The 24,308-nt window shown below is 46.5% G+C and carries 24 protein-coding genes and 1 riboswitch; of the genes, 12 read left to right on the forward strand and 12 right to left on the reverse strand.

Features of this window, described 5'->3' with window-relative positions; translation table 11 throughout:
- Position 1: 1 nt before the first annotated feature.
- The 4 genes from BMZ56_RS23020 to BMZ56_RS23035 all read right to left on the reverse strand — a co-directional run bounded on the left by BMZ56_RS23020 (position 2) and on the right by BMZ56_RS23035 (position 7,153).
- Positions 2–3,112 (reverse strand): efflux RND transporter permease subunit, encoded by a 3,111-nt coding sequence (locus tag BMZ56_RS23020; protein ID WP_090631553.1) that lies wholly within the window; start codon positions 3,110–3,112, stop codon positions 2–4.
- Positions 3,113–3,123: 11 nt separating this feature from the next.
- A complete protein-coding gene (locus tag BMZ56_RS23025; RefSeq protein ID WP_090631556.1) occupies positions 3,124–4,188 on the reverse strand; it encodes an efflux RND transporter periplasmic adaptor subunit in 1,065 nt (354 codons plus the stop codon).
- Positions 4,189–4,322: 134 nt separating this feature from the next.
- On the reverse strand, positions 4,323–5,642 hold the full coding sequence (locus BMZ56_RS23030) for a gluconate:H+ symporter (RefSeq protein WP_305728241.1): 1,320 nt from the start codon (positions 5,640–5,642) through the stop codon (positions 4,323–4,325).
- 23 nt (positions 5,643–5,665) lie between these two features.
- The gene (locus BMZ56_RS23035) at positions 5,666–7,153 is read right to left on the reverse strand and encodes a gluconokinase (protein WP_090631558.1); all 1,488 of its coding nucleotides are present in this window, start codon (positions 7,151–7,153) and stop codon (positions 5,666–5,668) included.
- A gap of 113 nt (positions 7,154–7,266) precedes the next feature.
- On the opposite strand from BMZ56_RS23035, the gene BMZ56_RS23040 reads away from it, so the two are divergent.
- The gene (locus tag BMZ56_RS23040; RefSeq protein WP_090631561.1) at positions 7,267–7,800 is read left to right on the forward strand and encodes a hypothetical protein; all 534 of its coding nucleotides are present in this window, start codon (positions 7,267–7,269) and stop codon (positions 7,798–7,800) included.
- Here the strand turns inward: BMZ56_RS23040 and tamL are convergent.
- Positions 7,797–10,145 (reverse strand): translocation and assembly module lipoprotein TamL, encoded by a 2,349-nt coding sequence (gene tamL / locus BMZ56_RS23045; protein ID WP_090631563.1) that lies wholly within the window; start codon positions 10,143–10,145, stop codon positions 7,797–7,799. The genes BMZ56_RS23040 and tamL overlap by 4 nt on opposite strands.
- Before the next feature lie 5 nt (positions 10,146–10,150).
- Here tamL and BMZ56_RS23050 point away from each other — a divergent pair, with 5 nt between their 5' ends.
- From BMZ56_RS23050 to BMZ56_RS23090, 9 genes are all read left to right on the forward strand, one after another.
- Positions 10,151–10,897 (forward strand): TrmH family RNA methyltransferase, encoded by a 747-nt coding sequence (locus tag BMZ56_RS23050; protein ID WP_090631566.1) that lies wholly within the window; start codon positions 10,151–10,153, stop codon positions 10,895–10,897.
- 92 nt (positions 10,898–10,989) lie between these two features.
- Positions 10,990–11,370: a bactofilin family protein gene (locus BMZ56_RS23055; RefSeq protein ID WP_090631569.1), complete on the forward strand. Its 381-nt coding sequence runs from the start codon at positions 10,990–10,992 to the stop codon at positions 11,368–11,370.
- 46 nt (positions 11,371–11,416) lie between these two features.
- Complete coding sequence (locus BMZ56_RS23060) at positions 11,417–12,451, forward strand: ParM/StbA family protein (protein WP_090631572.1); 1,035 nt, start codon at positions 11,417–11,419, stop codon at positions 12,449–12,451.
- Positions 12,426–12,956 (forward strand): bactofilin family protein, encoded by a 531-nt coding sequence (locus tag BMZ56_RS23065; RefSeq protein WP_090631574.1) that lies wholly within the window; start codon positions 12,426–12,428, stop codon positions 12,954–12,956. The genes BMZ56_RS23060 and BMZ56_RS23065 overlap by 26 nt, the downstream gene beginning before the upstream one ends.
- Positions 12,957–12,981: 25 nt before the next feature.
- Positions 12,982–13,770 (forward strand): SDR family NAD(P)-dependent oxidoreductase, encoded by a 789-nt coding sequence (locus BMZ56_RS23070; protein WP_090631577.1) that lies wholly within the window; start codon positions 12,982–12,984, stop codon positions 13,768–13,770.
- Positions 13,767–14,741, forward strand: coding sequence for an NAD-dependent epimerase/dehydratase family protein (locus tag BMZ56_RS23075; RefSeq protein WP_090631578.1), 975 nt, complete (start codon positions 13,767–13,769; stop codon positions 14,739–14,741). Before BMZ56_RS23070 ends, BMZ56_RS23075 begins: the two co-directional genes overlap by 4 nt.
- A gap of 36 nt (positions 14,742–14,777) precedes the next feature.
- Complete coding sequence (locus tag BMZ56_RS23080; RefSeq protein ID WP_218146650.1) at positions 14,778–15,320, forward strand: hypothetical protein; 543 nt, start codon at positions 14,778–14,780, stop codon at positions 15,318–15,320.
- Positions 15,321–15,407: 87 nt separating this feature from the next.
- Positions 15,408–15,932, forward strand: coding sequence for a 2-amino-4-hydroxy-6-hydroxymethyldihydropteridine diphosphokinase (gene folK / locus BMZ56_RS23085; protein WP_090631804.1), 525 nt, complete (start codon positions 15,408–15,410; stop codon positions 15,930–15,932).
- The gene (locus BMZ56_RS23090) at positions 15,913–16,275 is read left to right on the forward strand and encodes an Hpt domain-containing protein (RefSeq protein WP_090631581.1); all 363 of its coding nucleotides are present in this window, start codon (positions 15,913–15,915) and stop codon (positions 16,273–16,275) included. Before folK ends, BMZ56_RS23090 begins: the two co-directional genes overlap by 20 nt.
- Before the next feature lie 4 nt (positions 16,276–16,279).
- On the opposite strand, the gene purS is transcribed toward BMZ56_RS23090, so the two are convergent.
- The 3 genes from purS to rho are packed head-to-tail and all read right to left on the reverse strand — an operon-like array spanning position 16,280 to position 18,792.
- Positions 16,280–16,534, reverse strand: a complete 255-nt coding sequence (purS, locus tag BMZ56_RS23095) for a phosphoribosylformylglycinamidine synthase subunit PurS (RefSeq protein ID WP_090631584.1) — start codon at positions 16,532–16,534, stop codon at positions 16,280–16,282.
- A gap of 28 nt (positions 16,535–16,562) precedes the next feature.
- Positions 16,563–17,240 carry a CDP-diacylglycerol--serine O-phosphatidyltransferase gene (gene pssA, locus BMZ56_RS23100; protein WP_090631806.1) on the reverse strand — a complete coding sequence of 226 codons (678 nt, stop codon included), beginning with the start codon at positions 17,238–17,240 and terminating at the stop codon, positions 16,563–16,565.
- 43 nt (positions 17,241–17,283) lie between these two features.
- Positions 17,284–18,792, reverse strand: coding sequence for a transcription termination factor Rho (gene rho, locus BMZ56_RS23105; protein WP_090631586.1), 1,509 nt, complete (start codon positions 18,790–18,792; stop codon positions 17,284–17,286).
- Between the two features lie 558 nt (positions 18,793–19,350).
- On the opposite strand from rho, the gene BMZ56_RS23110 reads away from it, so the two are divergent.
- Positions 19,351–20,211 (forward strand): N-acetylglucosamine kinase, encoded by an 861-nt coding sequence (locus BMZ56_RS23110; RefSeq protein WP_090631590.1) that lies wholly within the window; start codon positions 19,351–19,353, stop codon positions 20,209–20,211.
- 32 nt (positions 20,212–20,243) lie between these two features.
- Here the strand turns inward: BMZ56_RS23110 and BMZ56_RS23115 are convergent, their stop codons facing one another.
- The 3 genes from BMZ56_RS23115 to BMZ56_RS23125 all read right to left on the reverse strand — a co-directional run bounded on the left by BMZ56_RS23115 (position 20,244) and on the right by BMZ56_RS23125 (position 22,306).
- Entirely contained in the window at positions 20,244–20,927 is a 684-nt protein-coding gene (locus BMZ56_RS23115) for a metal-dependent hydrolase (RefSeq protein ID WP_090631592.1), read from the reverse strand.
- Between the two features lie 24 nt (positions 20,928–20,951).
- Entirely contained in the window at positions 20,952–21,257 is a 306-nt protein-coding gene (locus BMZ56_RS23120; protein ID WP_090631595.1) for a YbaB/EbfC family nucleoid-associated protein, read from the reverse strand.
- Between the two features lie 107 nt (positions 21,258–21,364).
- Entirely contained in the window at positions 21,365–22,306 is a 942-nt protein-coding gene (locus tag BMZ56_RS23125; protein WP_090631597.1) for a hypothetical protein, read from the reverse strand.
- 160 nt (positions 22,307–22,466) lie between these two features.
- On the opposite strand from BMZ56_RS23125, the gene BMZ56_RS23130 reads away from it, so the two are divergent.
- Complete coding sequence (locus tag BMZ56_RS23130) at positions 22,467–22,847, forward strand: DoxX family membrane protein (RefSeq protein WP_090631809.1); 381 nt, start codon at positions 22,467–22,469, stop codon at positions 22,845–22,847.
- A 24-nt stretch (positions 22,848–22,871) separates the two neighbouring features.
- On the opposite strand, the gene BMZ56_RS23135 is transcribed toward BMZ56_RS23130, so the two are convergent.
- Positions 22,872–24,182, reverse strand: a complete 1,311-nt coding sequence (locus BMZ56_RS23135) for a voltage-gated chloride channel family protein (RefSeq protein ID WP_177195281.1) — start codon at positions 24,180–24,182, stop codon at positions 22,872–22,874.
- Between the two features lie 31 nt (positions 24,183–24,213).
- A riboswitch (Fluoride riboswitch) is annotated at positions 24,214–24,284 on the reverse strand.
- Positions 24,285–24,308: the final 24 nt, after the last annotated feature.

Below are 24,308 nucleotides of genomic sequence, written 5' to 3' on the forward strand. Positions count from 1 at the left end.
ATTAATGGGCACCTGCCATCACTTCTTCCTCTATGCGTTTGGCTTCTTCCAATTCAGGATTTGCCTTGTATTCTCTGGACCACATGGCGTAAACTGCCGGGATGATATACAACGTTAGAACCAGCGAAAATAAAGTCCCACCAACAATTACCACTCCCATTCCTACACGGCTTGTAGCTGCGGCGCCCAATGCCATGGCAATAGGAAGCGCACCCAACGAAATTGCCAGACTGGTCATTAATATGGGTCTTAGTCTTGCTTCTGCTGCCTCAATGATTGCCTCCCGTATCGGTTTGCCGCGTTCTTTCAATTGATTAGCAAATTCAACAATCAGAATGCCATTTTTGGTGACAAGTCCGATGAGCATTACTGTTCCAATCTGACTGAAAATATTCCATGATTCTCCAGTGATCCACAGAGACAGCATGGCGCCGGCCACCGCCATAGGAACCGTCAGGATAATGATAAATGGATCGAGAAAGCTTTCAAATTGAGCAGCGAGGATCAAATACACTAGCAACAACGCTAGACCAAACGCAAACAGTGTATTAGAGCTACTCTCCTTGAAATCCCGGGATTCACCACCTAAATCAACGGAAAAGCTGTCGTCAAGCACTTTTTCTGCGATCCGATCCATTGCATTGATTCCATCTTCGATGGTTTCTCCTTTTGCCAACGAGGCCGAAACAGTAGCAGACATAAAACGGTTGTTATGATACAACTGCGGAGGGCTGCTCTTTTCAACAATACTAACTACATTATCCAATTGAATTAGATCTCCCGACGAACTACGAACGAATATAGTTGCTAAATCCAGCGGCGAACTACGGTCCAGATCGGAGAATTGCCCAATGACTTCATACTGCTTTCCATTCATCAAGAAATATGCAAAGCGTTGTCCGCTTAGTGAAAGCTGCAGGGTTTGCGCCACATCAAGCACAGATACACCCAGGCTCTGCGCCTTATCACGGTCAATGCTGACATTCAGTTCCGGGCGGTTGAATTTAAGGTCTACGTCCACATTGACAAATGTCGGATCGGCGGTTGCCAAGTTCATAAACTCTGGTATCTTCTCCTGTAATTTTTCAAAATTAGGCGCCTGAATGATGTATTGGATGGGCATACCTCCGCGGCGGCCAACCGAAATCGTAGGCTGCTGCGAGATGAATGTCCGTGCCTCGGTAAACTCACGCGTCTGCCGGGTTAATGCTTCGGCAATTTCTTCCTGAGATCGTTCGCGATCCTCAGGCGGAACAAGACCGATACGCATCATTCCTGTGTTGGGCGATCCCGTTCCTGAAAAACCCGGTGAGGTGTTCACCATATTCACCGACTTTTCCGGCACCGAGTCGTTCACCAATTGAATTAATCTCAACATGAACCGATCCATGTATTCAAACGTACTGCCTTCCGGCCCTGTCACGCTTGCCCGAAGCAGGCTACGGTCTTCGTAGGGCGCGGTCTCCTTCCGCAGGTGTACCCAAAACCACCCGATTAAGCCGAAACAAATGATCAATATTGGGAAGCTCACCCATTTTGCCTTCATAAAACGCTTCAACGAGTTCGCATACCCGGTGGTCATTTTGACGAAATATGGTTCTGTTACGTTGTAAAACCATGAGTGCTTGGCTCCCCCGCTCCGCATCAGATACGCATTGAGCATTGGTGTGAGTGTCAACGAAACAAAAGCAGATATTAAAACCGCTGCAGCAATGACCACACCGAATTCCCGGAATAGTCGTCCAACGAATCCTTCCATAAACATCACAGGCAGGAACACTGCCGCCAGGGTAACCGAAATGGAAATCACCGCAAAGAAAATCTCGTTGGCACCCTTGATTGCTGCCAAGATGGGCGACATCCCCTCTTCCACTTTCTTGTATATATTTTCGGTCACCACAATGCCGTCGTCAACGACTAAGCCGGTTGCCAGTACAACAGCCAGCAATGTCAGTACGTTGACCGAGAATCCAAGCAAATACATAACAAAAAATGTAGCAATCAAGGATACGGGGATATCGATCAGTGGGCGGAAAGCAATGCCCCAATCGCGGAAAAAGATAAATATAATTAGAATTACCAAGATCAGCGCGATAACAATCGTTTCGCCTACCTCCAATACCGAACGTTTTATGAATAACGTATTATCCATTGCAACTTCCATCTTGATATCACCCGGCACTTCGTTTTTCAACTGTTCAAACCGATCATAGAACGCATTGGCAATGTCGATGTAATTGGTACCGGGTTGCGGTACAATGGCCAACGCAGCCATCACTGCGCCCGATTCCCGGAATTCACTTTCCAGGTTTTCTGGGCCAAGCACGGCGCTACCGATGTCGCCGAATCGAATAATCCGGTCGCCTTCCGCACGAACAATCAGGTCATTAAATTCTTCCTCAGTAGTCAAATTACCGATGGTTTTGATGGTCAGTTCCGTATTTTCTCCAACGATTTTTCCGGAGGGCAATTCGACGTTTTGGCGATTCAACGCATCGCGGACATCGAGTGGTGTAAGGCCATACGCCGAAAGACGCATAGGGTCAATCCAAAGCCGCATCGCATACCGCTTTTCTCCCCAAATCTGCACAGAACTTACGCCCGGTAGTGTCTGCAACCGTTGAGCGATGACATTGTCGGCAATTTCGCCCAACTCAAGCGGCGAACGGGTCTCACTTTGGGCAGTCATCACAATGATTGGTTCAGAATCCGCATCGGCTTTGGATACGACCGGCGGCGCATCGATATCCTGCGGCAAACTGCGCATTGCTTGCGATACTTTATCGCGGACGTCGTTAGCCGCTTCCTCCAGATCTTTACTCAATAGAAACTCAATATTGATGCGGCTAGACCCCTGGCTACTCGATGAGGATATGTTACGGATTCCGTCAATTTGATTGATGGAGCGTTCCAGTGGTTCTGTAATCTGGGATTCGATAATGTCGGGATTTGCCCCCGCATAACTTGTCCGTACCGACACAATCGGCGGGTCAATGGATGGAAATTCACGCACGCCAAGAAACGTATATCCAATGACCCCAAATAAAATGAGCGTAAGATTCATCACGATCGTGAGAACCGGCCTTTTGATACTAGTGGTGGAAATGCTCATGGCCTGTGATTTTATTCGTTTTCAACAACCTGTGCGCGAACGGGAAGATCATCTTTCAGAGACATAATACCCGAGATCAATACGGTGTCGCCAATGTCCACGCCGCCCGTAATCAATACATCCGTACGAGTCCGGTTCTCTGTCTCTACGGCCGTTGCTTTGGCTTTCCCGTCTTTAAGCAAATACACCTGCTTCCCATTTTGCACGGGAATCACGGCCTCCGTGGGCACTAATACCGCATCCAGCACATGATCCAACGGAAGTTCAATGCGGGCAAAAGAACCCGGAAAAAGCTGTTCACCTGGGTTTTCAGCCACTGCCCGGATGCGGATGGTACGCGTCGTGGCATCTACCCCCGGTTCAATGGCATAAATATCTGCATGATACCGGGTGTTCGTGCCGCTTACCCCAAAATAGATACCCTGCCCCACGCGGATCTGACTACTATATTTCTCAGGTACTGAAAAAAGGATTTTAACCGGATTGATACTCAATAGATTGGCTACGACTGTAGTTGGCGTGAGGTATTCCCCTTGCGAAATCGAGCGAAGCCCTATTCGGCCACTGAAAGGAGCACGAACTGTCGTTTTGGCGATCTGCGCCTGGATGAGTACGGTCTGCGCTTTAGCCGTTTCATAATCGGCGTGTGCAACGTCGTACTCCTGTTGGCTAATCGCCTCCTTTTCCAGCAGCAGACGAGCCCGGTTTTCATTATCCTCAGCTAATTTCTCCGCACTTTGTGCCTGGATAAGCTGCGCCTGCAATTCCGAATCATCTATCCGCAAAAGCACCTGCCCTTTTTGTACCGTACCTCCCTCCTGGAATGAAAGGTCACGTACAATACCCGATACCTCGCAGCGTATCTGCACTTGTTCATTGGGTTCTATTGAACCCGACAACGTGATAATGTTGGAAAATTCACGGGGCTTTACGACGACTGCGTTTACTTCCATTGGACCTCCTCCATTGGTTTGAGTAGGCGGTGCGATTTTTGCCTTGTCACTTCGTGTTAGGCGATAACTTACAAAGGCCACAGCAACGATCGCTATCGCAATATATAGGTATTTCTTCTTCATTTTAGTATCTGAAACAAGGCTCGGGTATTGCCCTCTCCTCACAAAGCATAAAATTACGCCTTTTGGATGCCAAAACTACAGGAAACCGTAAGTATTTTATTGCTGTATCACATTTTTTACCGAATGAGTATGGGTTAAACGTAATTATTCAACACCAAAACTCCAATAAGGCCAACAATGGAAACAATCGTTTCCATAAGCGACCACGATAAAATCGTATCGCGGATACTCAGACCGAAATACTCTTTGAACATCCAAAAGCCGGTGTCGTTGACATGGGAAAACATCAGCGAGCCTGCCCCTGTGGCCAACACCATTAATTCCGGACTCGTATGAGTTACTTCGATCAATGGCAAGACAATGCCCGCCGCCATAAGCCCCGCAACCGTCGCTGAACCAAGCGCCACACGAATAACCGCCGCAATTGCCCATACCAAGATCAAGGGAGAGAGCGACAATCCGCTGGCCCAAGCCGCAATATGATCGCCTACCCCACTGTCTACTAACACCTCCTTAAAGGCCCCGGCAGCGCCGATAATAAATAAGATGATGGCGATGCTGCGTACCGATTCTTCCAAACTGTCCATGACCTCTTTCATCGATTTCCCCCGTGAAATGCCCATGGTGAAAACCGCCACAAAAACAGAGATCAGCAACGCAATATTTGGATTCCCTACAAAGGTAGCGGCGGCCAAAACAGGTGAATCTGCGGGCAGCACAAAAGACAACGATGAGGCAAGCGCAATAAGCAGTACAGGAAGCAGGCCCGTAAGCAAACTGGTCCAAAATCCGGGGATATTTTCCTCCGCGGGCAACTCAACATGTGTAAATTGAACAGGTGGATTGGGTCGGATGCCCTTCAAAGTTCTGGAAAAAACTACACCGCCCAATAGGATTGCTGGGATTGCTACCGCCACGCCGTAGATGAGGGTTAGCCCCATATCAGCATTATACAGTGTACCGATGGCAGTCGGCCCAGGATGCGGCGGTAAATAGCCATGTGTTACCGAGAGGGAAGCAAGCATCGGCAATCCTACGAAAATAAGTGGCAGGCGCGTCTGTGCCGCAATTGCAAAAACAAAAGGTACAAGAATGACGAAGCCGACATTGTAAAACATCGGAATACCCACTGCAAATCCAATCAGTACAACCGCCCATTGTACGTTTTTTGTGCCAAATACGCGAATCAGGCTTGTGGATATCCGCTGTACCCCTCCTCCATCTGCAATCATTTTACCGAGCATCACTCCAAAACCTAAGATCATAGTTAGCGAGCCTAACGTATTTCCGATTCCCTTCTCTATGGAGGTAACCACATCCAACACAGGCATACCCAGTGCAATGCCTACCGCCAACGAAGTAATGAGTAATGAGAAAAAAGCACTGAGTTTGAAAACAATCACCAGCAACAAAAGCAACAAGATGCCGCCTACAACGACAATAATAGGTATCATATCAAAATTGGTTAGCTATGTAATTAAAATTCGTCTTTTACCTTGTCATACAGCCGCTCAAACCGGCTAAAATTTTCCATATATAAGCGATGAATTCCTGCATCGGGTGTATAAATAGTTTTTACCGATCCATCTTCAAATCCGCCAAAGCCATTCAATATACCCAGCGCTTTTACTACCGTCATATAAGCACCTGTGGCAGCGCCTTCCACATGATCATGCACAATCACCTGCTTATTAAATACATCGGCCAAGAGCTGCACCCAGAGCGGTGCCCGGGCGAAGCCTCCGCTAGCATGGATTACCTGAATCGGCCCGGCAATCTCGCCCAGCACTTTTCCCACACTGTACAGACCATAGATTACCCCCTCAAACACCGCTCGTGTAAAATGCGCTCTACTGTGATGCATTTGCACACCGAAAAACAGTCCTTTCGCATCTGCATTCCAATGCGGCGCACGTTCACCGGCAAGATATGGCAAAAAGATCAGTCCTTCCGCGCCCGCTGGCACCGAAGTCGCTTCTTCGGCAAGCGTCGCATAGGAATCTACATTTGACGCATCTGGCATCCCGAAATTATCCTTATACCATTGAAGTACAACCCCGCCGCTGTTGACAGCTCCGCCCAGCACAAACGTATTCCGGGTAAGCACATAGCTGAATGTGCGGGCTTTTTCGTCTGTTACGGGAACGTTGGAAGTTATCCGAACAGCCCCGCTGGTGCCAATGGTAACCGCAGCATCACCGGGTGAGATCGCGTAGGACCCCAAGTTGGCCATACACCCATCACTGCCGCCGATCACAAACGGTGTATCGACTGGAATACCCATCTCATGGGCCGTTTGCTCGTCCATGCCCGAGATCACGTAGGTTATCGGTACGGGCTCGGCAAGTTGTTCCGGAGAGATTCCTATCAGATTCAACGCCGGGCGATACCACGTAAATGTATGAATATCAAACAAACCTGTAGCGGAAGCGATCGATTCATCGATCACGTATCGACCGAAAAGCTTAAAAAAAACATACTCTTTGATCGAGATAAACTTATAGACAGTGTTGAATACTTCCGGAAGATGCTCGCGCATCCAACCCAGTTTACATAAAGGAGACATGGGGTGTATCGGAGTACCGGTTTTCGAGTATATATCGAAGCCTATCGAACTCGCCTTCAATTTACTGGCAAAAGGTTCGCTCCGCGTGTCGGCCCAAATGATACAGTCGGTCATCGGCTGATGTTCCTTGTCTATCGCGATCAACCCATGCATGGCACTGCTGAATCCGACTCCCAACAACTTGGCCTGGCTAAACCGGTTTCGGACTGACTGCACGGTGGTCGAAATCGCTTCAATAACCGCAGAAAACAACACTGCTGGCGACTGCTCGAAGTATCCCGGTTGTGGATTCAGTATCGGATAACCAACGTGTTGTCCAGCGATCACCTCTCCTTCAACGCGAAATGCGACTGCCTTTGTGCCAGAGGTACCAATATCTACTCCTAGTATATAATTCATGAGCACTACTATTCAGCTATAATCGGAAATCTATGTTGTCTGCACAAATATATAAAAATGCCCAACTCTAGCGTTTTTTACTTAACATTGCACGTCCATCATCAACGAAGTGTATGCGGATATTTCTTTACCTATTAGCCTCAATACTGTTTCCTGTTTTGTGTAACGCGCAGGAACTTCGCAGCATCAATCATTTTATCGTTAAAGAAAACCTAATCAAAAATGGTAAATTAGCGATCATCGCTACGGATGCAAACGAAAATCCACTTGATTCCATTTCGGGAACCTATCAGTTCGTCATCAACGGGTTCGAGCAAGCGTTGAAATTCAATGAAGGTGTGGCGATCACCCCGCATGCCATTGAGACCTCTGCGTTCGTATTCATCAAGCACCGCAACCAGCAGGGGTCACATGGAAGGCTCTATTATGTGTTGAAAAACGACGGTGGTCTTAACCCGATTGCCATTAATTGGTACTACCTCGTCCTCATTCCAGCAGTTATTCTGCTGGTTGCGTACCTATTTAAGCGGTTGATGATTCTGGCAGTGATCATTTTAGTGGGCCTCTTTATTTTCAACTATAGCAAAGGCTTGAATCTGGAAAATCTGTTTGAAACCCTGGTACATGGAATCAAAGGATGGTATTAAAACGGCATGCCGATACCAAAGTTATACTGAATGAAATTGTAGCGATCGGGGGCATTGGTAAGCCGGTATTGTTCTTTAAACTCCCTACTATTGAAAAGCTCCGAAATTACCCACTGCTTTGTACCCTCAAACTGTGGGTCGCGGACTTTCATGCCAGCATCTAACCTAACTACGAAATAATCGAGGTCAAAGCGGAGGCCTGCTCCGGCTCCCAGGGCAATCTGCCCCAGAAATTTATCAAACCTGAATTCGCCACCGGGGTTCAATTCATTTTCCCGAATCCGCCAGATGTTACCAAAGTCGGCAAACGTTGCGGCCTTTAATTTTGCACCGAAGATATCGTTCACCAATTTAAAACGATATTCTACGTTTCCCTCCAACTTAATTTCGCCCAGTTGATCTAAGTTACGGAGATTAAGACGCAGACCAGGATCCAATACTTCCCGATTGTAGTTACCCGGTCCGAGGGTGCGTGCCTGCCACGCCCTCATCCCGTTCATCCCCCCGCCGAAAAAGCTTTTTTCAAAAATCAGCAAACTGGAATTATTACCATATGGTAGCGCCACCCCGGGATTGAGCCTTACGACCAATTGGCGGTCGCCTCCGAGGTATCGATAGTACCGCAAATCTACTTCGGCTTTTGCATATTGAAGGTACGGTACACCCAATACCTCCTTTTCTCCATCCTCGTTGCGTTTGAAATTGACTGCCTGACTTGCCAGTCCCAACACATTACCACTGAGATCTAACGCGCCGCGGAAATACAGGAAATCTTCCAGCCACGAAAGTTTAGCGGCATTGATGGTATAGGTGTACTGAGAACCCAGTCCAAAATACGCACGGTTGTTACTTCGCACATAGAGCAAGAAGCCATTCTTGATCAGGTTTTCCGCAAATTCACTGTTCAGTTGCCCGTACCGGTATTCCAACACCAACGGAGTAAGTGTATGTTGTCTATAACGGCTGCTGTACCAGTTATAAGACAATGTACCGCTAAAATAGCGATTGGAGTAGGTTTGGAACTGGTCGAACGCTTGGATATTGACTGAAAAAATCGTTCGAGGTAATCCGTTTGTTCCGACGGGAGGAACATCAAACGGAGTAATCAATCGGGGAACGGTAATGTTAACCCCAGCCTGAAAATCGTTATTGAACACGCGATCAAACAGATTTCCAGACAAGCGCGAATCAAACAAGACACCATAGCGCAATTTCACTTCCAATTGTTCCAGTCCACCGAACAGATTTCGGTGAGTGAAGGTGTTTCCGATGTTGAAGCCGCTCATTCCGGCATTAAACGTATATTCTCCTTCTGTCTGATTGCCCATATATGCCCTTGGCACCAGCTCATAATGGACATTGAGTCGATTCGTATCCGGTTTATCGTAGGTAATTTTCACACTACGAAACCCATTTAATTCATAGAGCCTATCGTAGGTGAGGTCCTCCATATCCACATTATACCGGTCACCTTGCCGATGAAAAAGGTAACGGTCAATGGGTGCCGACCGAAAGCGCCCCGTATGGTCTTCAAAATAGAGATCGCCGGCCAACCTAGCTAATTCCGGACGATCCAGATTCAGTTCCGGCCGGTCATGACGGATGGTCACGAAGCTGCTATCTATCACATATTGAGTATGGGCAGCCCGGCCCTCCGGATTATCCACAATCAGCTTCAGGTCGGCTTGGTTATTCTGAAGTGCGGTGTCTACATCTACCCGCATATACTGTCGTAAATAATCGAAATAACCTGCCTGACGCATCAAGTGGTAGATTTGCTCACGCTCCACAACCAGCGAATCTTCGTCGTAACGCACTCCCGACTTAATCCGGCTAAAACCCAACCTCGCTTCTTCATACACCTGGGCCAATCCGGGATCCGCAATATCCACGGCTACATTGCGTAGTGTAAATGGCTCTCCCGGCACGGCACGGAAAAAAACGTGGGCTCGCTTTCCTTTGGTAACAATATCGTTGCTCACCGACGCGTTGAAATATCCTTTGGATCTTAAGTACCGATTGATTTGTTGTGTGGAGAAATCGACCAATGCACTGTCTAAAATATGCGGTGGTTCGCCTACATTACGGATATCTTCTTTTCGATATCCACCCTTTTTCGCATTTGCGAGGTTGTAGATAAATAAGTTAATACGAGAATTGGGACGGATATCTACCGGTATATAAGCGTGTGCCTGCTCTTCCAGCGAGGGATCAATTCCGGTGATTTCGGTTTTGGTAACCAACGCCTGTCCGTCGTCCAACAACCGGGTCGAACGGCACGATACGGATAATATCAGCAAAAGCGCTATACTTGCATATGCAAAAAAGCAATTCTGTTTAACCATTGACAATGCTATCAAAACCGCAAATCCGTACCATCACCTCGCTTCAACATAAAAAATTCCGAAGAGAACATGGGTTGTTTGTCGTAGAGGGCATGAAGTCCGTCATGGAGTTTGTCCATTCCGACTATCACGTAAAACATATTTTTTACACCTCCCAAGCGGCTACAAAGTTGATTAAAATCCCGCAAAATATAAAATCGGAAGAAGTTAGCGAAGATGACCTCAAACGCATCAGTACGCTGAAGACACCTCAGGGGGTTTTGGCTCTGGTGCACCTCCCAACACACCCGACACTAACCGACGAGATGCTACGCGGTACCTTCCATCTGATACTCGACGATATACAGGACCCAGGCAACCTCGGTACCATCATCCGCACGGCGGATTGGTTTGGCTTCCATCGCATCATTTGTTCTGCGGGTTCCGTAGACGCTTATAACCCCAAAGTTGTTCAAGCCAGCATGGGTTCGTTGGCCCGAATGCAGGTATATTATACAGACGTTACCGCACTGACACGTAAGGCGCCGGTTCCTGTCTTTGGAGCCATGCTCAACGGTACCCCGATTTATGAAACCGACTTCGGTCACGAAGGCCTAATTGTTCTTGGCAATGAAGGAAACGGTATCAGTGCATCGGTTTTATCTCATATTCAACAGGCCGTCACCATCCCCCGCATTGGCAACGCCGAATCACTCAATGTCGCAATCTCCGCAGCGCTCTTTTGCACGGAAATAGCACGAGGAAAAAAATAAACTCCCCTATTCAAAAACCACCCTTTTGGGTGGGTATAATTTGGGGCTAAACGGCTTATTTTGTAAAAAATTCGATTTGCAGCCGTAAAACCATGAATCTGAAACCAAAAATCGATAGGCAAAAATCCTGCAAGCTACCCTCAACCCCTACCCTCATTAGCGGTGATTGTACCATAACCGGGAAGATTAAAAGCGCACACGCCATCCGCATCGAAGGCACCCTTTTGGGTGATATCGAAGAAGCAGGAAACGTAATTATCAGCCAATCAGGCTTGATTAATGGCGATATCGAAGCAAAATCCCTTATCGTTTTCGGTCACGTTCATGGAAACATAACCGCCCTTGATTCTATCGAAATCAAAAATTCTGCAACCGTAATCGGACGACTCAATGCGACGAAGCTGTCGGTAGAACGCGGCGCTGTATACGACGGAAATATTGCAATCGGTCAGGTTTCCATCGGTTCAGTGTAATTAACCGCTACAAATCACAAACTAAAGCAAGTTAAACTCAATTTTTATGTACTCAATTCAGTCCTTTTCCAGTTTAGTCGAAAACAACAACACCGTATTAAGCAATACTTCAAAAGACCTGCTGCATGGTCTCAAAATCTTTCATGACGACAAATGGCATATTTGTGGCGACTTGGCGTTAAATGAAGGACTTTCTCCACATAAAATCATCAACTCATCACCAGACGATACCGACTATCAACTTTTGGGAAAATCAGCGCTGCTCTTGGTTCAGGATGAAGTCGAACAGCCCATTACGGTAACCACCGGCTTTCCCTATTCAACATACCACATCTACAAAGAAAAGGCAATATCCTTTCTTCAACAGTCGCATATACTGGAATTTGATGCATCTACCTATAACGGCGGTGGCAGAAAAAAAACCGTATTAGAAGTGCAAAACGTGGAAGTAATCCCCGAAATCGTGGGTTGTACAATTGCAATTAGAAAGGGCGAAAAACAAGCAAAAGGCAGTTTCTTTGTATTAAGTTGCGGGTTCGGCACATTCGAATCAATACTAAGCACAGACTCAGGAATTATCGAACAAACCATGGTCAGTACACATGGTATTCGTTATGCAGTTAACATGCTTATCAATGAATTGAAAAGCAAATATTACCTGGAATTCAGGAACGCACACCTATTTGACGATGCCTTTCAACGCGGCTATGTGTACCTTAACCGGCAGAATATCGACCTGCGTGAAATACGCAAAAATGCGCTGCAAACCTACTATAACGAGGTAATTTCTCCAAATCTTAGAAATGTCATTACCGACACCAATCTAATGAAAACCAACCGGATTTACCTTTGCGGCGGTGCCATGTATTACCAGGATTTAGTAGACTGCTTTAAAAATGAATTTGCTAACATCGCCCAAATCGAGGTACTGGATAATCCTGAAACGCTGGCAAGCAAAGGATATGCACTCAATTCGCTTCGTATCACACACGGCAAAAGAAAATCGGCCGTTGGAATAGATATCGGAAATGCCTCTACGATTGTGACAAAATTTAATGACGAAGAAACAGAAACGTTTTAGATTGATCGATTTTTTTTTAGGTAAATCCGTAAAAAAAAACGCATCAGCAAACCAACGGGTACAAGACGAAATGGCTAACGCTGTAACACGCGACAATGTGGATTCGCTGAATTCAATGATTCTTTCCGGCAACAGGCAAGGTAATTTTTATGCGCACGATATGATTACCGTGACCGCCGATAGTCATATTTCTGGAACAATCGTTACAACGAATGGGATCATGAAAGGAAAGATTACCGGCAATATCACGTGTGCAGGTGAACTTTTAATCGAACCAACAGCAATCATTGAGGGTAACATCACGGCAAAAATAATTGACATCCGGCCGGGGTCCGTCATTCACGGGACGTTCACGCATTTTTCCGCTATCGACACCATGCATGGGCAGTCCCATCGGGCGCCATTTCCATTACCGGAAGTTTCCCGGCAGGTACACGGCGAGGCAACAAGGAGGAAACGATCCCAACCAGTTCCTGTTGATGAGCAGCCAACCGGTTGGTGGTAAGGAATTTTGTCGTATTTTTACGACGATGGAAAAATCATATGCATTAATTACCGGAGCAAGCCAAGGTTTAGGAAAGGCTTTTGTTTTAGAGCTGGCAAAACGGAATATCAACACCATTTTGGTCAGCCTGCCTGGCGAAGGTTTGGAGTATATTGCGTCGCAAGTGGAGGCTCAGGGTCTGGAGGCTCATTGCTATGAAACCGACCTTACCCTAAAAGAAAACATCGTTGCGCTGGCCAATTGGGTTAACGAACGCTTTCCACTCAGCATCCTGATCAATAACGCGGGATGTGGCGGCACTCAAAGTTTCAGCAATGTCAGTGTAGATTACCTGGATCGCATCATCCAGCTCAACGTAAAAGCCACCTCTCTTCTTACCCATCAGTTGCTACCCAACTTGGTGAGGCAAAAATCTGCCTATGTACTTAATGTGGGAAGCGTGGCCGCCTATAGCCCCATTGGATATAAAACCGTCTATCCGGCATCTAAAGCATTTGTTCACAGCTTCACACGGGGGCTTTATCAAGAATTTGCGGATAGCAATGTGTTTTTCAGTGTGGTTAATCCCGGACCGATGATGACCAATCCAGACTCCTCTTCCCGCCTTCAGCAACAGGGGCGTTTTGCGACTATGGGGCTTCTTTCGCCCGAGCAGGTAGCAGCGATCTCCATTCGGCAATTGTTCAGGCGGGATACACTGATTATGCTCAATTGGGTAAACCGGCTCACCTGGATGGTCATGAAATTTTTACCGATCTACATCCGGTTACCGTTGCTCACCCATGCTATCAAAAAGGAAATTAATCGCGCATGAATGTACTGGTTACTGGGGCAAATGGATTGCTGGCTACCAATACCATTATCGCTCTTCTCTCCCGGGGGTATCGCGTAACAGGCCTTATCCGTGACGTAAACAAATTTCTGCTACCTCCTCAATCGAATCTCAAGTTGGTAGTGGGCGACATCACCCATGCCGAGTCGCTGGAAAAAGCTGCAGCAGGTTGCGACTGTATCATCCATTGTGCGGCAACTACCGAACAAAGCTTACTGCGCTATGAGACTTATTATCGCATCAATGTCATCGGAACCGAACATGTCATCCAGGCGGCATTAAAAAATGCCATCAAAAAGATAGTCTATATCGGCACGGCCAATACGTTTGGTTACGGCTCCTTACAGCGCCCCGGAAATGAGACCCATCCACCCAAAGCGCCCTTCAGCCACGCTTGGTATGCTAAGAGTAAATTGGAGGGTCAACAAAAAATTCTAGCTGCAGCGCGTCAGCTCTCGGTCACCGTGGTTAGCCCTACATTTATGATTGGTCCGTATGACGGCAAACCCAGTTCAGGCGCAATTATCCGGATGGGGTATGGCAAGAAGTTGGTTTTCCATCCGCCAGGTGGAAAAAATTTTGTAAACGTTGAAGATGCTGCTGTTGGTGTGGTAGACGCGCTGGAAAAAGGAAAAGATGGCGAGGCGTATCTTTTAGCGGGTGAAAATCTTACCTACCGGCAATTTTTTAGAAAAGTGAACGATCAAACGGGGCAACGCCCGATACTTATCCAACTACCTCGTTTTGCCTTATTGGCTGCAGGTCATTTGGGCAACTTATTGCGTTCCCTGGGTATCAAAACCCCCCTCTCATCCACCAATATGGAAATTCTTTGTGTCCGGAACTATTATTCGAACCAAAAGGCTCAGAAAGAGCTGGGAACGGTTTTCCACCCGATCGAAAACGGCATCGGTAAAGCCATTCATTGGTTTAAGGCGCAGCGAATGCTATAAATATTCGTTTGGTATAACCTTTGCAAGGCTAAGGTTATGAAACGATTTTATACAACGGCAGCTCTATTCCTTGTCATAACCTTTGGAATGACGATTGGAGGCGCTTATGCCCAATCCCGCGCTACAGAAATCAACCGGAAGAATTCATGGATTAAAATCGGACTGAATACAGGATTACCTATTGCCCAGCTCGCAGATCGGTCCAATTTTACGCTGGGTGCAGAAGTAAAAGGCCAATTGATGTCAACTCCCAATTGGGGACTGGGATTGGCCTCCGGATACACGCATTACTTTCCCAAAGACGGGCATGAAAATTTCGGATCTGTTCCTGCTGCGGTATTTGCCCGGTATTATCCCGCAAGACAGGGCTTTTTCATAGGAGTCGATCTCGGATACAGCTTTCAAACGGGCAGCCAGTTCAATGGAAACGGTGGAATGTATGCGAGACCACAACTAGGTTACCACAACCGGCTTTGGAATCTATTTGGGTTTTACAACGGTATATTTCGTAAAGGGGTAAATGGCGGACATATTCAATACGTAGGCATCGGTACAACTTTTAATATTCTTTTTGATTAGTAATTCATCCGTCGCCAAATTACCGACAAATGTGAATCTTTTCATTATTTTTGTCCGACAAATACCTAATGACAGCGATCCATGCAGATGTCGGCATTAGACACAACGGACACATATCTCCTATTAGGCACCAATTTAGGCGACCGAATGGTGCTGTTAAAGCAAGCACTTACGGAAATTAATGCGAAGATCGGTACGCTCGGTTGTATCTCTTCCATTTACGAAACCGCTGCTTGGGGAAATAAAAATCAACCCAATTACCTCAATCAGGTGGTACAGGTAGCCACTACGTTGTCTCCTGTTCAACTTCTGGAGCAAACGCAGGCAATTGAAAAAAAAATGGGGCGTGAACGCCACGGCAAGTGGGAAGCCCGGTTAATCGACATCGACATTCTTTTCTATGGGGAATGTGTCGTTGATAGGCCAGATTTACAGGTACCCCATCCTCATCTGGCCGAACGCAAATTTACGCTCGTTCCCTTGCAGGAAATAGCTCCGCTTCTTGTCCATCCTTTGTTACGGAAAAACATTACTGAATTATTAAATCAAACGACAGACCAATTACCGGTAAAGCACTATAACACAAAAACCTATGAGCAACATAAACTTTGAATTTGCCAATATGGCGTATCTTGAGGACTTATCAGGAGGCAACACGCAACTGATCAAAGAGATTCTGCAATTATTTATCAAACAAACACCTCCCGACATGGAGCTTCTTGCGTCCCATATCCATCAGGAAGACTGGGAAAAAGTCTATAAACAAGCCCACCATATTAAACCTACGCTGGCGTACGTGGGAGCAAACGGAATGCGTGCCGAGTTACAAGAAATCGAGAGTCTCGCCAAAAACAGACAAGACCTCAACCAGATTACGGCTAAGTTTGATGCACTTGCACCCAAACTCGAAATTCTCTATGGGGAATTGAACGTCTACCTCCAAACGATCGATTGAAGCACTACACGAGTGCCTTTATTTCGATGTCATAGCTTTCCATAATTAGGTTGGCCAGCAATTTTTTGCACGCTTCTTCTACTTTCTGGCGAGCAACCGTTTCATCCGGAGCCTCCACTTCCAACGTAATGTGCTTGCCTATACGGACATTGCTGATTTCTGTGAGTCCCAGGTTTTTCATGCTCCCTGTTACTGCTTTTCCCTGAGGATCCAGGATTTCTTTTAAGGGCATTACATTGATTTCTGCCAAAAAATTCATATGCTTTACTTAGTTTTTTAAACGCGCTTTACGCCGTTCGCCTAAAATGGATAAATGAAAACAAAAAATACAGTACCAGCACACCCGGAACCGCTGCAAATTTAAGCAAACCAACCCACACTGCGCTTAAAATTATAAAAATGAATTTCCACTTATTTTTCTGCCACGACCCCGATTCCAGTTTCAATGAAAATAATCGGATATTGCTTATCAACAAGGCGCTCGTCAGCGCAATATTACCTAACAAAAAGGCAGGATGGAGAACGAGGCTACCATAGGTTTCCGCGATGAAAAGTAACGAAACCACATAAAATGCATTCATTGGCGTATTAAGCCCGATGAAGTCGGTAGTTTGGCGATCATCAATATTGAATTGAGCCAAGCGGATTGCAGAAAATACAGTCACCACAAACCCGAGATAAGGTATGTATACACTTTCCGGAAATGCGACACCTAATAGCGTATACCATATGGCTCCCGGCACGAGTCCGAAGCTAACCACGTCTGCCAATGAGTCCAGTTCTTTCCCGATCGGGGATTTGACATGCAACGCCCGAGCAACCAATCCATCCAAAAAATCAAAAAGACCAGATGCAACAACACAATATGCAGCTAATTTAGGCTGGGAGGCCAATGCAAGAGTCACTCCAATACAACCACTTAGCAGGTTCAGGCAGGTGATAAAATTGGGTAGGTGCCTTCTCATAGCGATGGGGGTATGCCTTTGATCGGATACCCCCACATTAAGATTAACCGTTCATACTAATAAGAAACTCCTCATTGGATTTCGTTCCACGCATCTGTGCCAATAAGAATTCCATCGCTTCGGTCGAATTCATATCCGCTAGATGATTACGCAGTACCCAGATCCGTTGAAGCGTCTCGCGGTCGTTAAGCAAATCATCTCTCCGTGTACTCGAAGCGATGAGGTCGATCGCCGGAAATATCCGTTTGTTGGAAAGTTTGCGATCCAATTGCAATTCCATGTTACCCGTGCCTTTAAATTCTTCGAAAATCACTTCGTCCATCTTAGAGCCTGTATCAATCAAAGCCGTCGCCAGGATGGTCAGCGAACCGCCATGCTCGATATTACGCGCCGCTCCGAAGAAACGTTTTGGCTTATGCAAGGCATTGGCATCCACCCCACCGGAGAGAATCTTTCCGGATGCCGGTGCCACGGTGTTGTACGCACGGGCCAAACGGGTGATGGAATCCAAGAGGATAACCACGTCATGCCCGCATTCAACCATACGCTTCGCCTTTTCCAATACGATGTTAGCGATTTTAACATGCCGCTCCGCAGGCTCATCAAATGTGGAAGATACCACTTCCGCACGCACACTCCGAGCCATATCGGTCACCTCTTCCGGACGTTCGTCTATTAGCAAAATAATCAAATATACTTCAGGATGATTCTTTGCAATTGCGTTGGCCACATCCTTCAGCAACATGGTCTTACCGGTTTTGGGTTGGGCGACAATCAATCCCCGCTGTCCTTTACCAATTGGCGTAAACAGATCCATGATACGTGTGGAGTAATTGCCAGTACCGGTAAACAGCTTCAACCGTTCGGTTGGAAACAGCGGCGTAAGAAAATCAAACGGCACACGGTCCCGTACATCTGCAGGATTCTGTCCATTGATGGCTTCAACTCGCACCAATGGGAAATATTTTTCTCCTTCTTTGGGAGGGCGGATGCTTCCACGTACCGTATCCCCGGTTTTAAGTCCGAAAAGTTTAATCTGTGACTGAGATACATAAATATCGTCAGGCGAGGTAAGGTAATTATAGTCGGACGAACGGAGAAAACCATAGCCATCCGGCATAATTTCCAATACACCTTCGTTAACAATAACATTATCAAAATCAAGATTAGTTGTAGGCCCTTCGATCTTACTTCCATTCGAAGCGGGTTTGGGGGTTACCTGAGCCGGTTCAGTGCGAGATTCCGCAGACGCCGTTGTGGTTTCCCTGTTTTCGCCCGCATAATCTTCTTTTGTGCTTCTTACACTGATCGGTTCGGCTGTTTTTACCGTACGTGTGCGTTTTCTTGGCTTATCATCAGCAACGTCGGCCTCTTCACCAGCCACAGCTACTTCTTCCTCTTTGGCAGCATTTCTGGCTTCTTCTTCGCCTGTCTCAACAATCTTGCTGACCAACTCTTGTTTCCGCAGTTTCTCTGCATCCGGGATGCCGATTAACCTCGCTATCTCGCGCAACTCGGACACGAGCTTCGCATTCAATTCATTAATATTCATCAACTATAAATATAAATATATATAAGGATTTGCTTTTATACACAGAAATTTATCCACCGTGTCCCGCCGCACATTTTTAAATAACAGTGTTTCAGCATTTGGTCTTCAGAAATCAAAGAGTTTCGATGAAGTGTTAGGATAAATTTTGAGAATACTGCGCAAAGTAAAGGATTACATTTTGAATTTCAAAAAAATATTAAAAAAATCCAAACTCACCCACAAAAGCCAACCTGTTATTTCCCTTTTTACAGTGTATCGGGCAGTGAATCAATCAACCTCAGACCACTGTATATCAACAATATTAAATGATTTAACTATTTATAAAAACACAAAAAAGCTAAAAAGTTTGAATTATTGATACAAAAAGCGGTATGTTAGGCCATAAATTTAGGCGACTATCTGGGTAAATAAAATGGACAGCGGGTCATTTTTTTAAATAAGCTGACAGATAATGTTATTTTTTTTCCGGGAAAACTGTATTTTCGGCGCGTATTTATTCAACGCATATTATTCAAACAGTTATCATTTAACTAAAATACCAAAACTAACACCCAACAAATGATTATTATTGCAGACGGAGGATCGACCAAAACCAATTGGTGCTTGCTGGACGACGCTGGAAAAAAAGTGTATTTCAATACGGAAGGTTACAATCCTTATTTTGTGAACAGCGATTACATTGTCAATTCGCTCAAAAAGGGCCTTCCTAAAGACCTCCCGTATGACCGGGTCGCTGAAGTAAACTATTACGGTGCGGGGGTACATAACGAAGAGAAAGCAGCCATTGTTGTCGAAGCCCTCAAACAAGTCTTCGTAAACTCCCACGTATTTGTGGGGCACGACTTGCTTGCCGCTGCAAGGGCATTACTCGGAGATCAAGCGGGGTTCGCCGCGATCTTGGGTACAGGAACCAATACCTGCATTTATGATGGTAAAGATATTATACATAACATCGATTCTGCTGCCTATATTTTAGGAGATGAAGGCAGTGGTTGCTATATTGGGAAAAAACTGTTGACGGATTATATCCGCGGTTATATGCCTGAAGATGTACGGGCGGTCTTTTGGGAAACTTATAAGTTGACCCCGGATGACGTGATGGATGCTGTTTACACCAAACCGTTAGCCAATCGTTTTTGTGCAAGTTTCAGCAAATTTGTCTATGATGTGATGGTCAACATCAACTATTCCCGCGGATTGGTACAGACCTCTTTTGATGATTTCTTCCGCAATTTGGTTTCACGGTATCCGGATTACCAACGCTATACGTTCAATTGCATCGGCTCGGTTGGCTACAATTTCAGAAATGTGCTGGAAGAAACGGCTGTCCAATATGGCATGAAAGTCGGTCGGATTCTCCGGTCGCCCATTGATGATCTCGTGCAATATCACATTAACAACAAGTCGGTTACGCAATAGCAGCCGAAGCACATAGTCGCAGACGTTGGCCGTTACAAGGTCAATTCTCCCCCGATTTCGAGCAAATGAAGATCAAGTCCGGCGTCTGCGAATTTCTTTTTAGCAACATTTTTATCAATCGTGATGGGCGGGAACGTATCATAATGAATCCCCACCACATGTTTACAATTGATAAATTGACACGCAGTAATCGCATCCTCCACATCCATCGTAAAATGCCCGCCAATGGGAAGAAACGCCCAGTCGAGGCCCAGGTGTTCCAATAATTTCATTTCTAGGGTCAGTGCCGTATCTCCCGCGAAATAAATGGTTTTATTGCCACTTTTCAATACGTATCCCGCGGGTACACCCGCGTACTGTCCATCTGGAGCAGCGTTGGTATGCAGGGCATACACCATTTTGATGGTTCCGAAATTTGTCTGCACTGTGCCACCAAAGTTAAACGGAATAATGGCGGATTCGGGGATATCCTGCCGGTTGACCCACATGGCGGTTTCCACAATGGCCATTACTTTCGCTTGGCTGTTTTTCTGAATTGCCGCCATATCTGCCACATGGTCCTCATGCGCATGGCTCAGTACAATGTAATCTGGCTTTAGACTGCCTATATCAATGTGGGAAGCCTCGGGATTTGGACTGATAAAGGGGTCGAACAAAACTGTCGCGCCCTCCAGCTCAAGCCATACACTCGAATGCCCATAGTAAATTGCTTTCATTTTTTAATAGTAATTTGCAAGTAATCATTGGCCAAACAAGCCACCTAGACCGCCCAACATATCCTTCGCTGCGCCCTGCATTTCCGTCTGACTGACCTGATCTGCCTGCTTCAACGCATTATTCACAGCTACGGTAAGGAGTTCTTCCAGTTCTTCCTTATCCGCATTGGATAGGAATACCGGATCAATGCTTATTTCAGTCACTTCTTTATTAGCCGTAGCCGTCACTTTGATGAGTCCCCCTTCCGCTTCACCGGTTACCGTGATATGATCCAGCCTTTTCTTGATCTCTTCAGCCTTTTGACGGGCTTCAAACAATTTGTCAAACATTTCTCCCAATTATTTTCTTGACCTCTAAAGTAAAAATATGAACCGAAAACCGGATCATTTGTTTTAATTTTTAACGGTTGCTCTATCGCCCCACACGTCATACCGACTTACGTTTGTCCCGCTTTGCCTTTCACACGTAAATAAACGACACTGTTATGGGGAAGTCCCAATGTCATAGCCGGCTTGATCTCCAACAGGTTTTGAAGGTAAACACTTATAATACCCGATAACACCCTTCTCCGTGATTCTTCAAATTCGGGCATGACGAAAAATTTACCCAGCCGCAATTTCCCGTCGGGGCCCACCAATGCCGAAAAGGTGTAATAGAAATCTTTATAGGCCTTATCGATGACAATGTCATATTCGGGATACAGGTATGCATAGGCCGACGATTGACCGATCAACTCGAGGCTGTCGTGTTGCCTTCGCTTAATTTCCAGAATAGGACTGTTGCTGACGAGTTTAGGATAATTCTTGGAAGAAAACGAGCTATCCACGTTAGTCAGATTGCGGTTCGCCCGCGCCACCATTTCCTGTACAAACAAGGTATCCCGCTTACGCGGTTTCCTAAGTTCCGATAGCGGGGTATCCAATTGCTTCAGATAATCCTTCGAATAGAACCGCATATATACATTCGAACGGATTTTATTCACTTTCAATCCATCCAGACTCAGTCGCTGGAGCATTATGCTGTCTGGATGCAGGTCAATCACTTTCCAGCTTTCCCTTGCAAAGTGGAAAAAAGAGTCATGATCATGGGTGATTTGAAAATTAAACGACGAATCGCTGCCCGGCACGTATATCTGCACCGCATCTTCACGAGTAAATTTTACATGCCATTCCGCTTCCTGTACAAAACCGATCGAATCATAGGCCAAGCCATTATCAAACGCCCGCCTTGCCTCGTAAAAATCGATGCCGACAATGGGGGCAAAAGACGGACGCCTGGGATCAGCTTCCTTTTCATCGGTGCCCGAGCAACCGATGATGTATCCACAGAAAGCAACAAAAAGTGCCTGACAGCATGCTGCTAGTAAACGATTTCGCATGGGCTGCTAACCTAATACAATTGCGTGTAATATGCAATAAATTTTACTGTTACATTACGACTGTCATAAATCCCCCCTACGATTGTCACGTTTCCCGTATGCAATTTTCATCAGATCACCCTATATTCGTATGGTAATTCAAATCCTATCAGTAATCGTTATGAAAAGCAAAATTCTAACCGTCCTATCCGCAATCTTCGGCTTACTATTGATCAACAGCGGTTTAAACAAATATTTCCAGTACATACCCGTACCGGAAGGATTGCCCGAAGAAGTTGTTAAAGACAACGCCGCCCTAATGGAAATCCAATGGCTTATACCGCTCGTTGGCCTCGCTGAAATCATTGGGGGGCTGCTGCTTATTTTTCCCAAAACGCGGGCTTTGGGGGCGCTTATCGTCTTTCCGGTGATGGTAGGCGTGCTGCTCACCCATATCTTCGTCGCACCAGCAGGATTACCCATCGCGCTAGCGCTCTGGGCGATCCTACTATGGATTCTCTTTGAGAACCGGCGAAAATATACTCCCCTGATTGGCAATTAGCATCGGAATACGAGACTGCCGCAGCTACAGTTCACTCAATCGTTTGCCGATGTAATTGGTGAACCTACTGTGTTTGGGTTCACCAACCATTTGCTTCACGTAAATACTGTGATGCCCGGACAACAGATAGGACACAATGCAAGCAATCGCCACATAGATACCACATTCGGCACCAAATAACTCTATGCCCATCAGCATGCAGGCAAGCGGTGTATTGGTAGCCCCGGCGAACACGGCAACGAATCCCATACCCGCCAATAGCCCCATTGGCAGGGGAATGAACAGTGCCAGGGCATTGCCCAGGGCTGCACCGATAAAAAACAGGGGGGTTACTTCGCCGCCTTTGAAACCTGCCGCCAATGTAACGATGGTAAAGGCCATCTTCCATGCAAAGTCATATGCAGGCAATTGCTGGTCGAACGATGCGACGATGGTAGGAATGCCTAAGCCGATGTATTTCGTGGTACCAACTGCCAACACCGCGAGCGCGACGATCGCTCCCCCGACAAACGAACGCAACGGTAGGAATGGGATCCGTTTTTTGAATACGCTCCCCACCGCACGCATGGCCTTGCTGAACAGCGCTGCGCACAACCCAAAGGCAATGCCTGCGGCGACGGCGTAAACGACATACTGAAAGGCCACATCGGGGACACTTTCAATGTGGTAATGGGTATGCGGCGCTTTCCACATCCTTGCCACTGAATCGGCAAGAATGGCCGATGCAAAAGCGGGGAAAATGGCATCGTATTTTATACGGCCGATCAAAAAGACCTCCAGTCCGAAGACCGCTCCTGCCAACGGCGTACCGAATACAGACCCAAAGCCTGAGGCTACGGCTGCAATGATCAGTATTTTCCGTTCATTGGGTACCAGTCGGAAAGGCTTGCTGAATTGGTCGGCGATCGCTCCGGCCATTTGTAGGGCCGTCCCCTCCCTTCCGGCCGATCCGCCGAACAGATGCGTCGCAATGGTACCGATATACACCAATGGTGCCATTTTGAAAGGGATGGTCCTTCCCGGCCTGTGAATGGTATCGATGAGCAGGTTATTTCCCGCCTCCACATCGCTACCCCAATACTGGTAGAGCAATCCGATGGCCATTCCAGAAACCGGCAGAAGTGCGAGTATCCATCCGTTGTTTTCCCGAAGGGAGGTTGCCCATTCAAGTGAAAAGAGAAAACCCGCCGATACAGTGCCCACACATAAGCCCAAAACGGAACTGATGACCAGCCATTTGCCGACATACGGAATCGCAGGATATTTCCTAAAAAAAAGTTGGATACGGATGTTGATGTGATGAGTGAACGATGCCTTCCGATTTCTTGTTTGCATACCAATCCTGATTAAACGTCTTTGTTTATCCACTTAACCAGGCGTCATCAGCATCCCTCAGGGAGCGGTTGGGTAAGGAAGAACACCATTTCCTTTTGTCGACGCAAACTTACATAACTTTACTTG

It is taken from the genome of Parapedobacter indicus, assembly GCF_900113765.1.
Lineage (GTDB): Bacteria > Bacteroidota > Bacteroidia > Sphingobacteriales > Sphingobacteriaceae > Parapedobacter > Parapedobacter indicus.

Excerpts from the sequence above, each read along its gene's own strand:
- BMZ56_RS23065 (WP_090631574.1), top strand. The coding sequence starts at position 12,426 with ATGACGAAGAAACAGAAACGTTTTAGATTGATCGATTTTTTTTTAGGT.
- BMZ56_RS23090 (WP_090631581.1), top strand. The coding sequence starts at position 15,913 with ATGAGCAACATAAACTTTGAATTTGCCAATATGGCGTATCTTGAGGAC.
- BMZ56_RS23080 (WP_218146650.1), top strand. The coding sequence starts at position 14,778 with ATGAAACGATTTTATACAACGGCAGCTCTATTCCTTGTCATAACCTTT.
- folK (WP_090631804.1), top strand. The coding sequence starts at position 15,408 with ATGTCGGCATTAGACACAACGGACACATATCTCCTATTAGGCACCAAT.
- BMZ56_RS23120 (WP_090631595.1), bottom strand. The coding sequence starts at position 21,257 with ATGTTTGACAAATTGTTTGAAGCCCGTCAAAAGGCTGAAGAGATCAAG.
- BMZ56_RS23040 (WP_090631561.1), top strand. The coding sequence starts at position 7,267 with ATGCGGATATTTCTTTACCTATTAGCCTCAATACTGTTTCCTGTTTTG.
- BMZ56_RS23025 (WP_090631556.1), bottom strand. The coding sequence starts at position 4,188 with ATGAAGAAGAAATACCTATATATTGCGATAGCGATCGTTGCTGTGGCC.
- BMZ56_RS23070 (WP_090631577.1), top strand. The coding sequence starts at position 12,982 with ATGGAAAAATCATATGCATTAATTACCGGAGCAAGCCAAGGTTTAGGA.
- BMZ56_RS23110 (WP_090631590.1), top strand. The coding sequence starts at position 19,351 with ATGATTATTATTGCAGACGGAGGATCGACCAAAACCAATTGGTGCTTG.
- BMZ56_RS23050 (WP_090631566.1), top strand. The coding sequence starts at position 10,151 with ATGCTATCAAAACCGCAAATCCGTACCATCACCTCGCTTCAACATAAA.
- pssA (WP_090631806.1), bottom strand. The coding sequence starts at position 17,240 with ATGAGAAGGCACCTACCCAATTTTATCACCTGCCTGAACCTGCTAAGT.
- BMZ56_RS23035 (WP_090631558.1), bottom strand. The coding sequence starts at position 7,153 with ATGAATTATATACTAGGAGTAGATATTGGTACCTCTGGCACAAAGGCA.
- BMZ56_RS23125 (WP_090631597.1), bottom strand. The coding sequence starts at position 22,306 with ATGCGAAATCGTTTACTAGCAGCATGCTGTCAGGCACTTTTTGTTGCT.
- BMZ56_RS23135 (WP_177195281.1), bottom strand. The coding sequence starts at position 24,182 with ATGCAAACAAGAAATCGGAAGGCATCGTTCACTCATCACATCAACATC.
- tamL (WP_090631563.1), bottom strand. The coding sequence starts at position 10,145 with ATGGTTAAACAGAATTGCTTTTTTGCATATGCAAGTATAGCGCTTTTG.
- BMZ56_RS23055 (WP_090631569.1), top strand. The coding sequence starts at position 10,990 with ATGAATCTGAAACCAAAAATCGATAGGCAAAAATCCTGCAAGCTACCC.
- purS (WP_090631584.1), bottom strand. The coding sequence starts at position 16,534 with ATGAATTTTTTGGCAGAAATCAATGTAATGCCCTTAAAAGAAATCCTG.
- BMZ56_RS23020 (WP_090631553.1), bottom strand. The coding sequence starts at position 3,112 with ATGAGCATTTCCACCACTAGTATCAAAAGGCCGGTTCTCACGATCGTG.
- rho (WP_090631586.1), bottom strand. The coding sequence starts at position 18,792 with ATGAATATTAATGAATTGAATGCGAAGCTCGTGTCCGAGTTGCGCGAG.
- BMZ56_RS23030 (WP_305728241.1), bottom strand. The coding sequence starts at position 5,642 with ATGATACCTATTATTGTCGTTGTAGGCGGCATCTTGTTGCTTTTGTTG.
- BMZ56_RS23115 (WP_090631592.1), bottom strand. The coding sequence starts at position 20,927 with ATGAAAGCAATTTACTATGGGCATTCGAGTGTATGGCTTGAGCTGGAG.
- BMZ56_RS23130 (WP_090631809.1), top strand. The coding sequence starts at position 22,467 with ATGAAAAGCAAAATTCTAACCGTCCTATCCGCAATCTTCGGCTTACTA.
- BMZ56_RS23075 (WP_090631578.1), top strand. The coding sequence starts at position 13,767 with ATGAATGTACTGGTTACTGGGGCAAATGGATTGCTGGCTACCAATACC.
- BMZ56_RS23060 (WP_090631572.1), top strand. The coding sequence starts at position 11,417 with ATGTACTCAATTCAGTCCTTTTCCAGTTTAGTCGAAAACAACAACACC.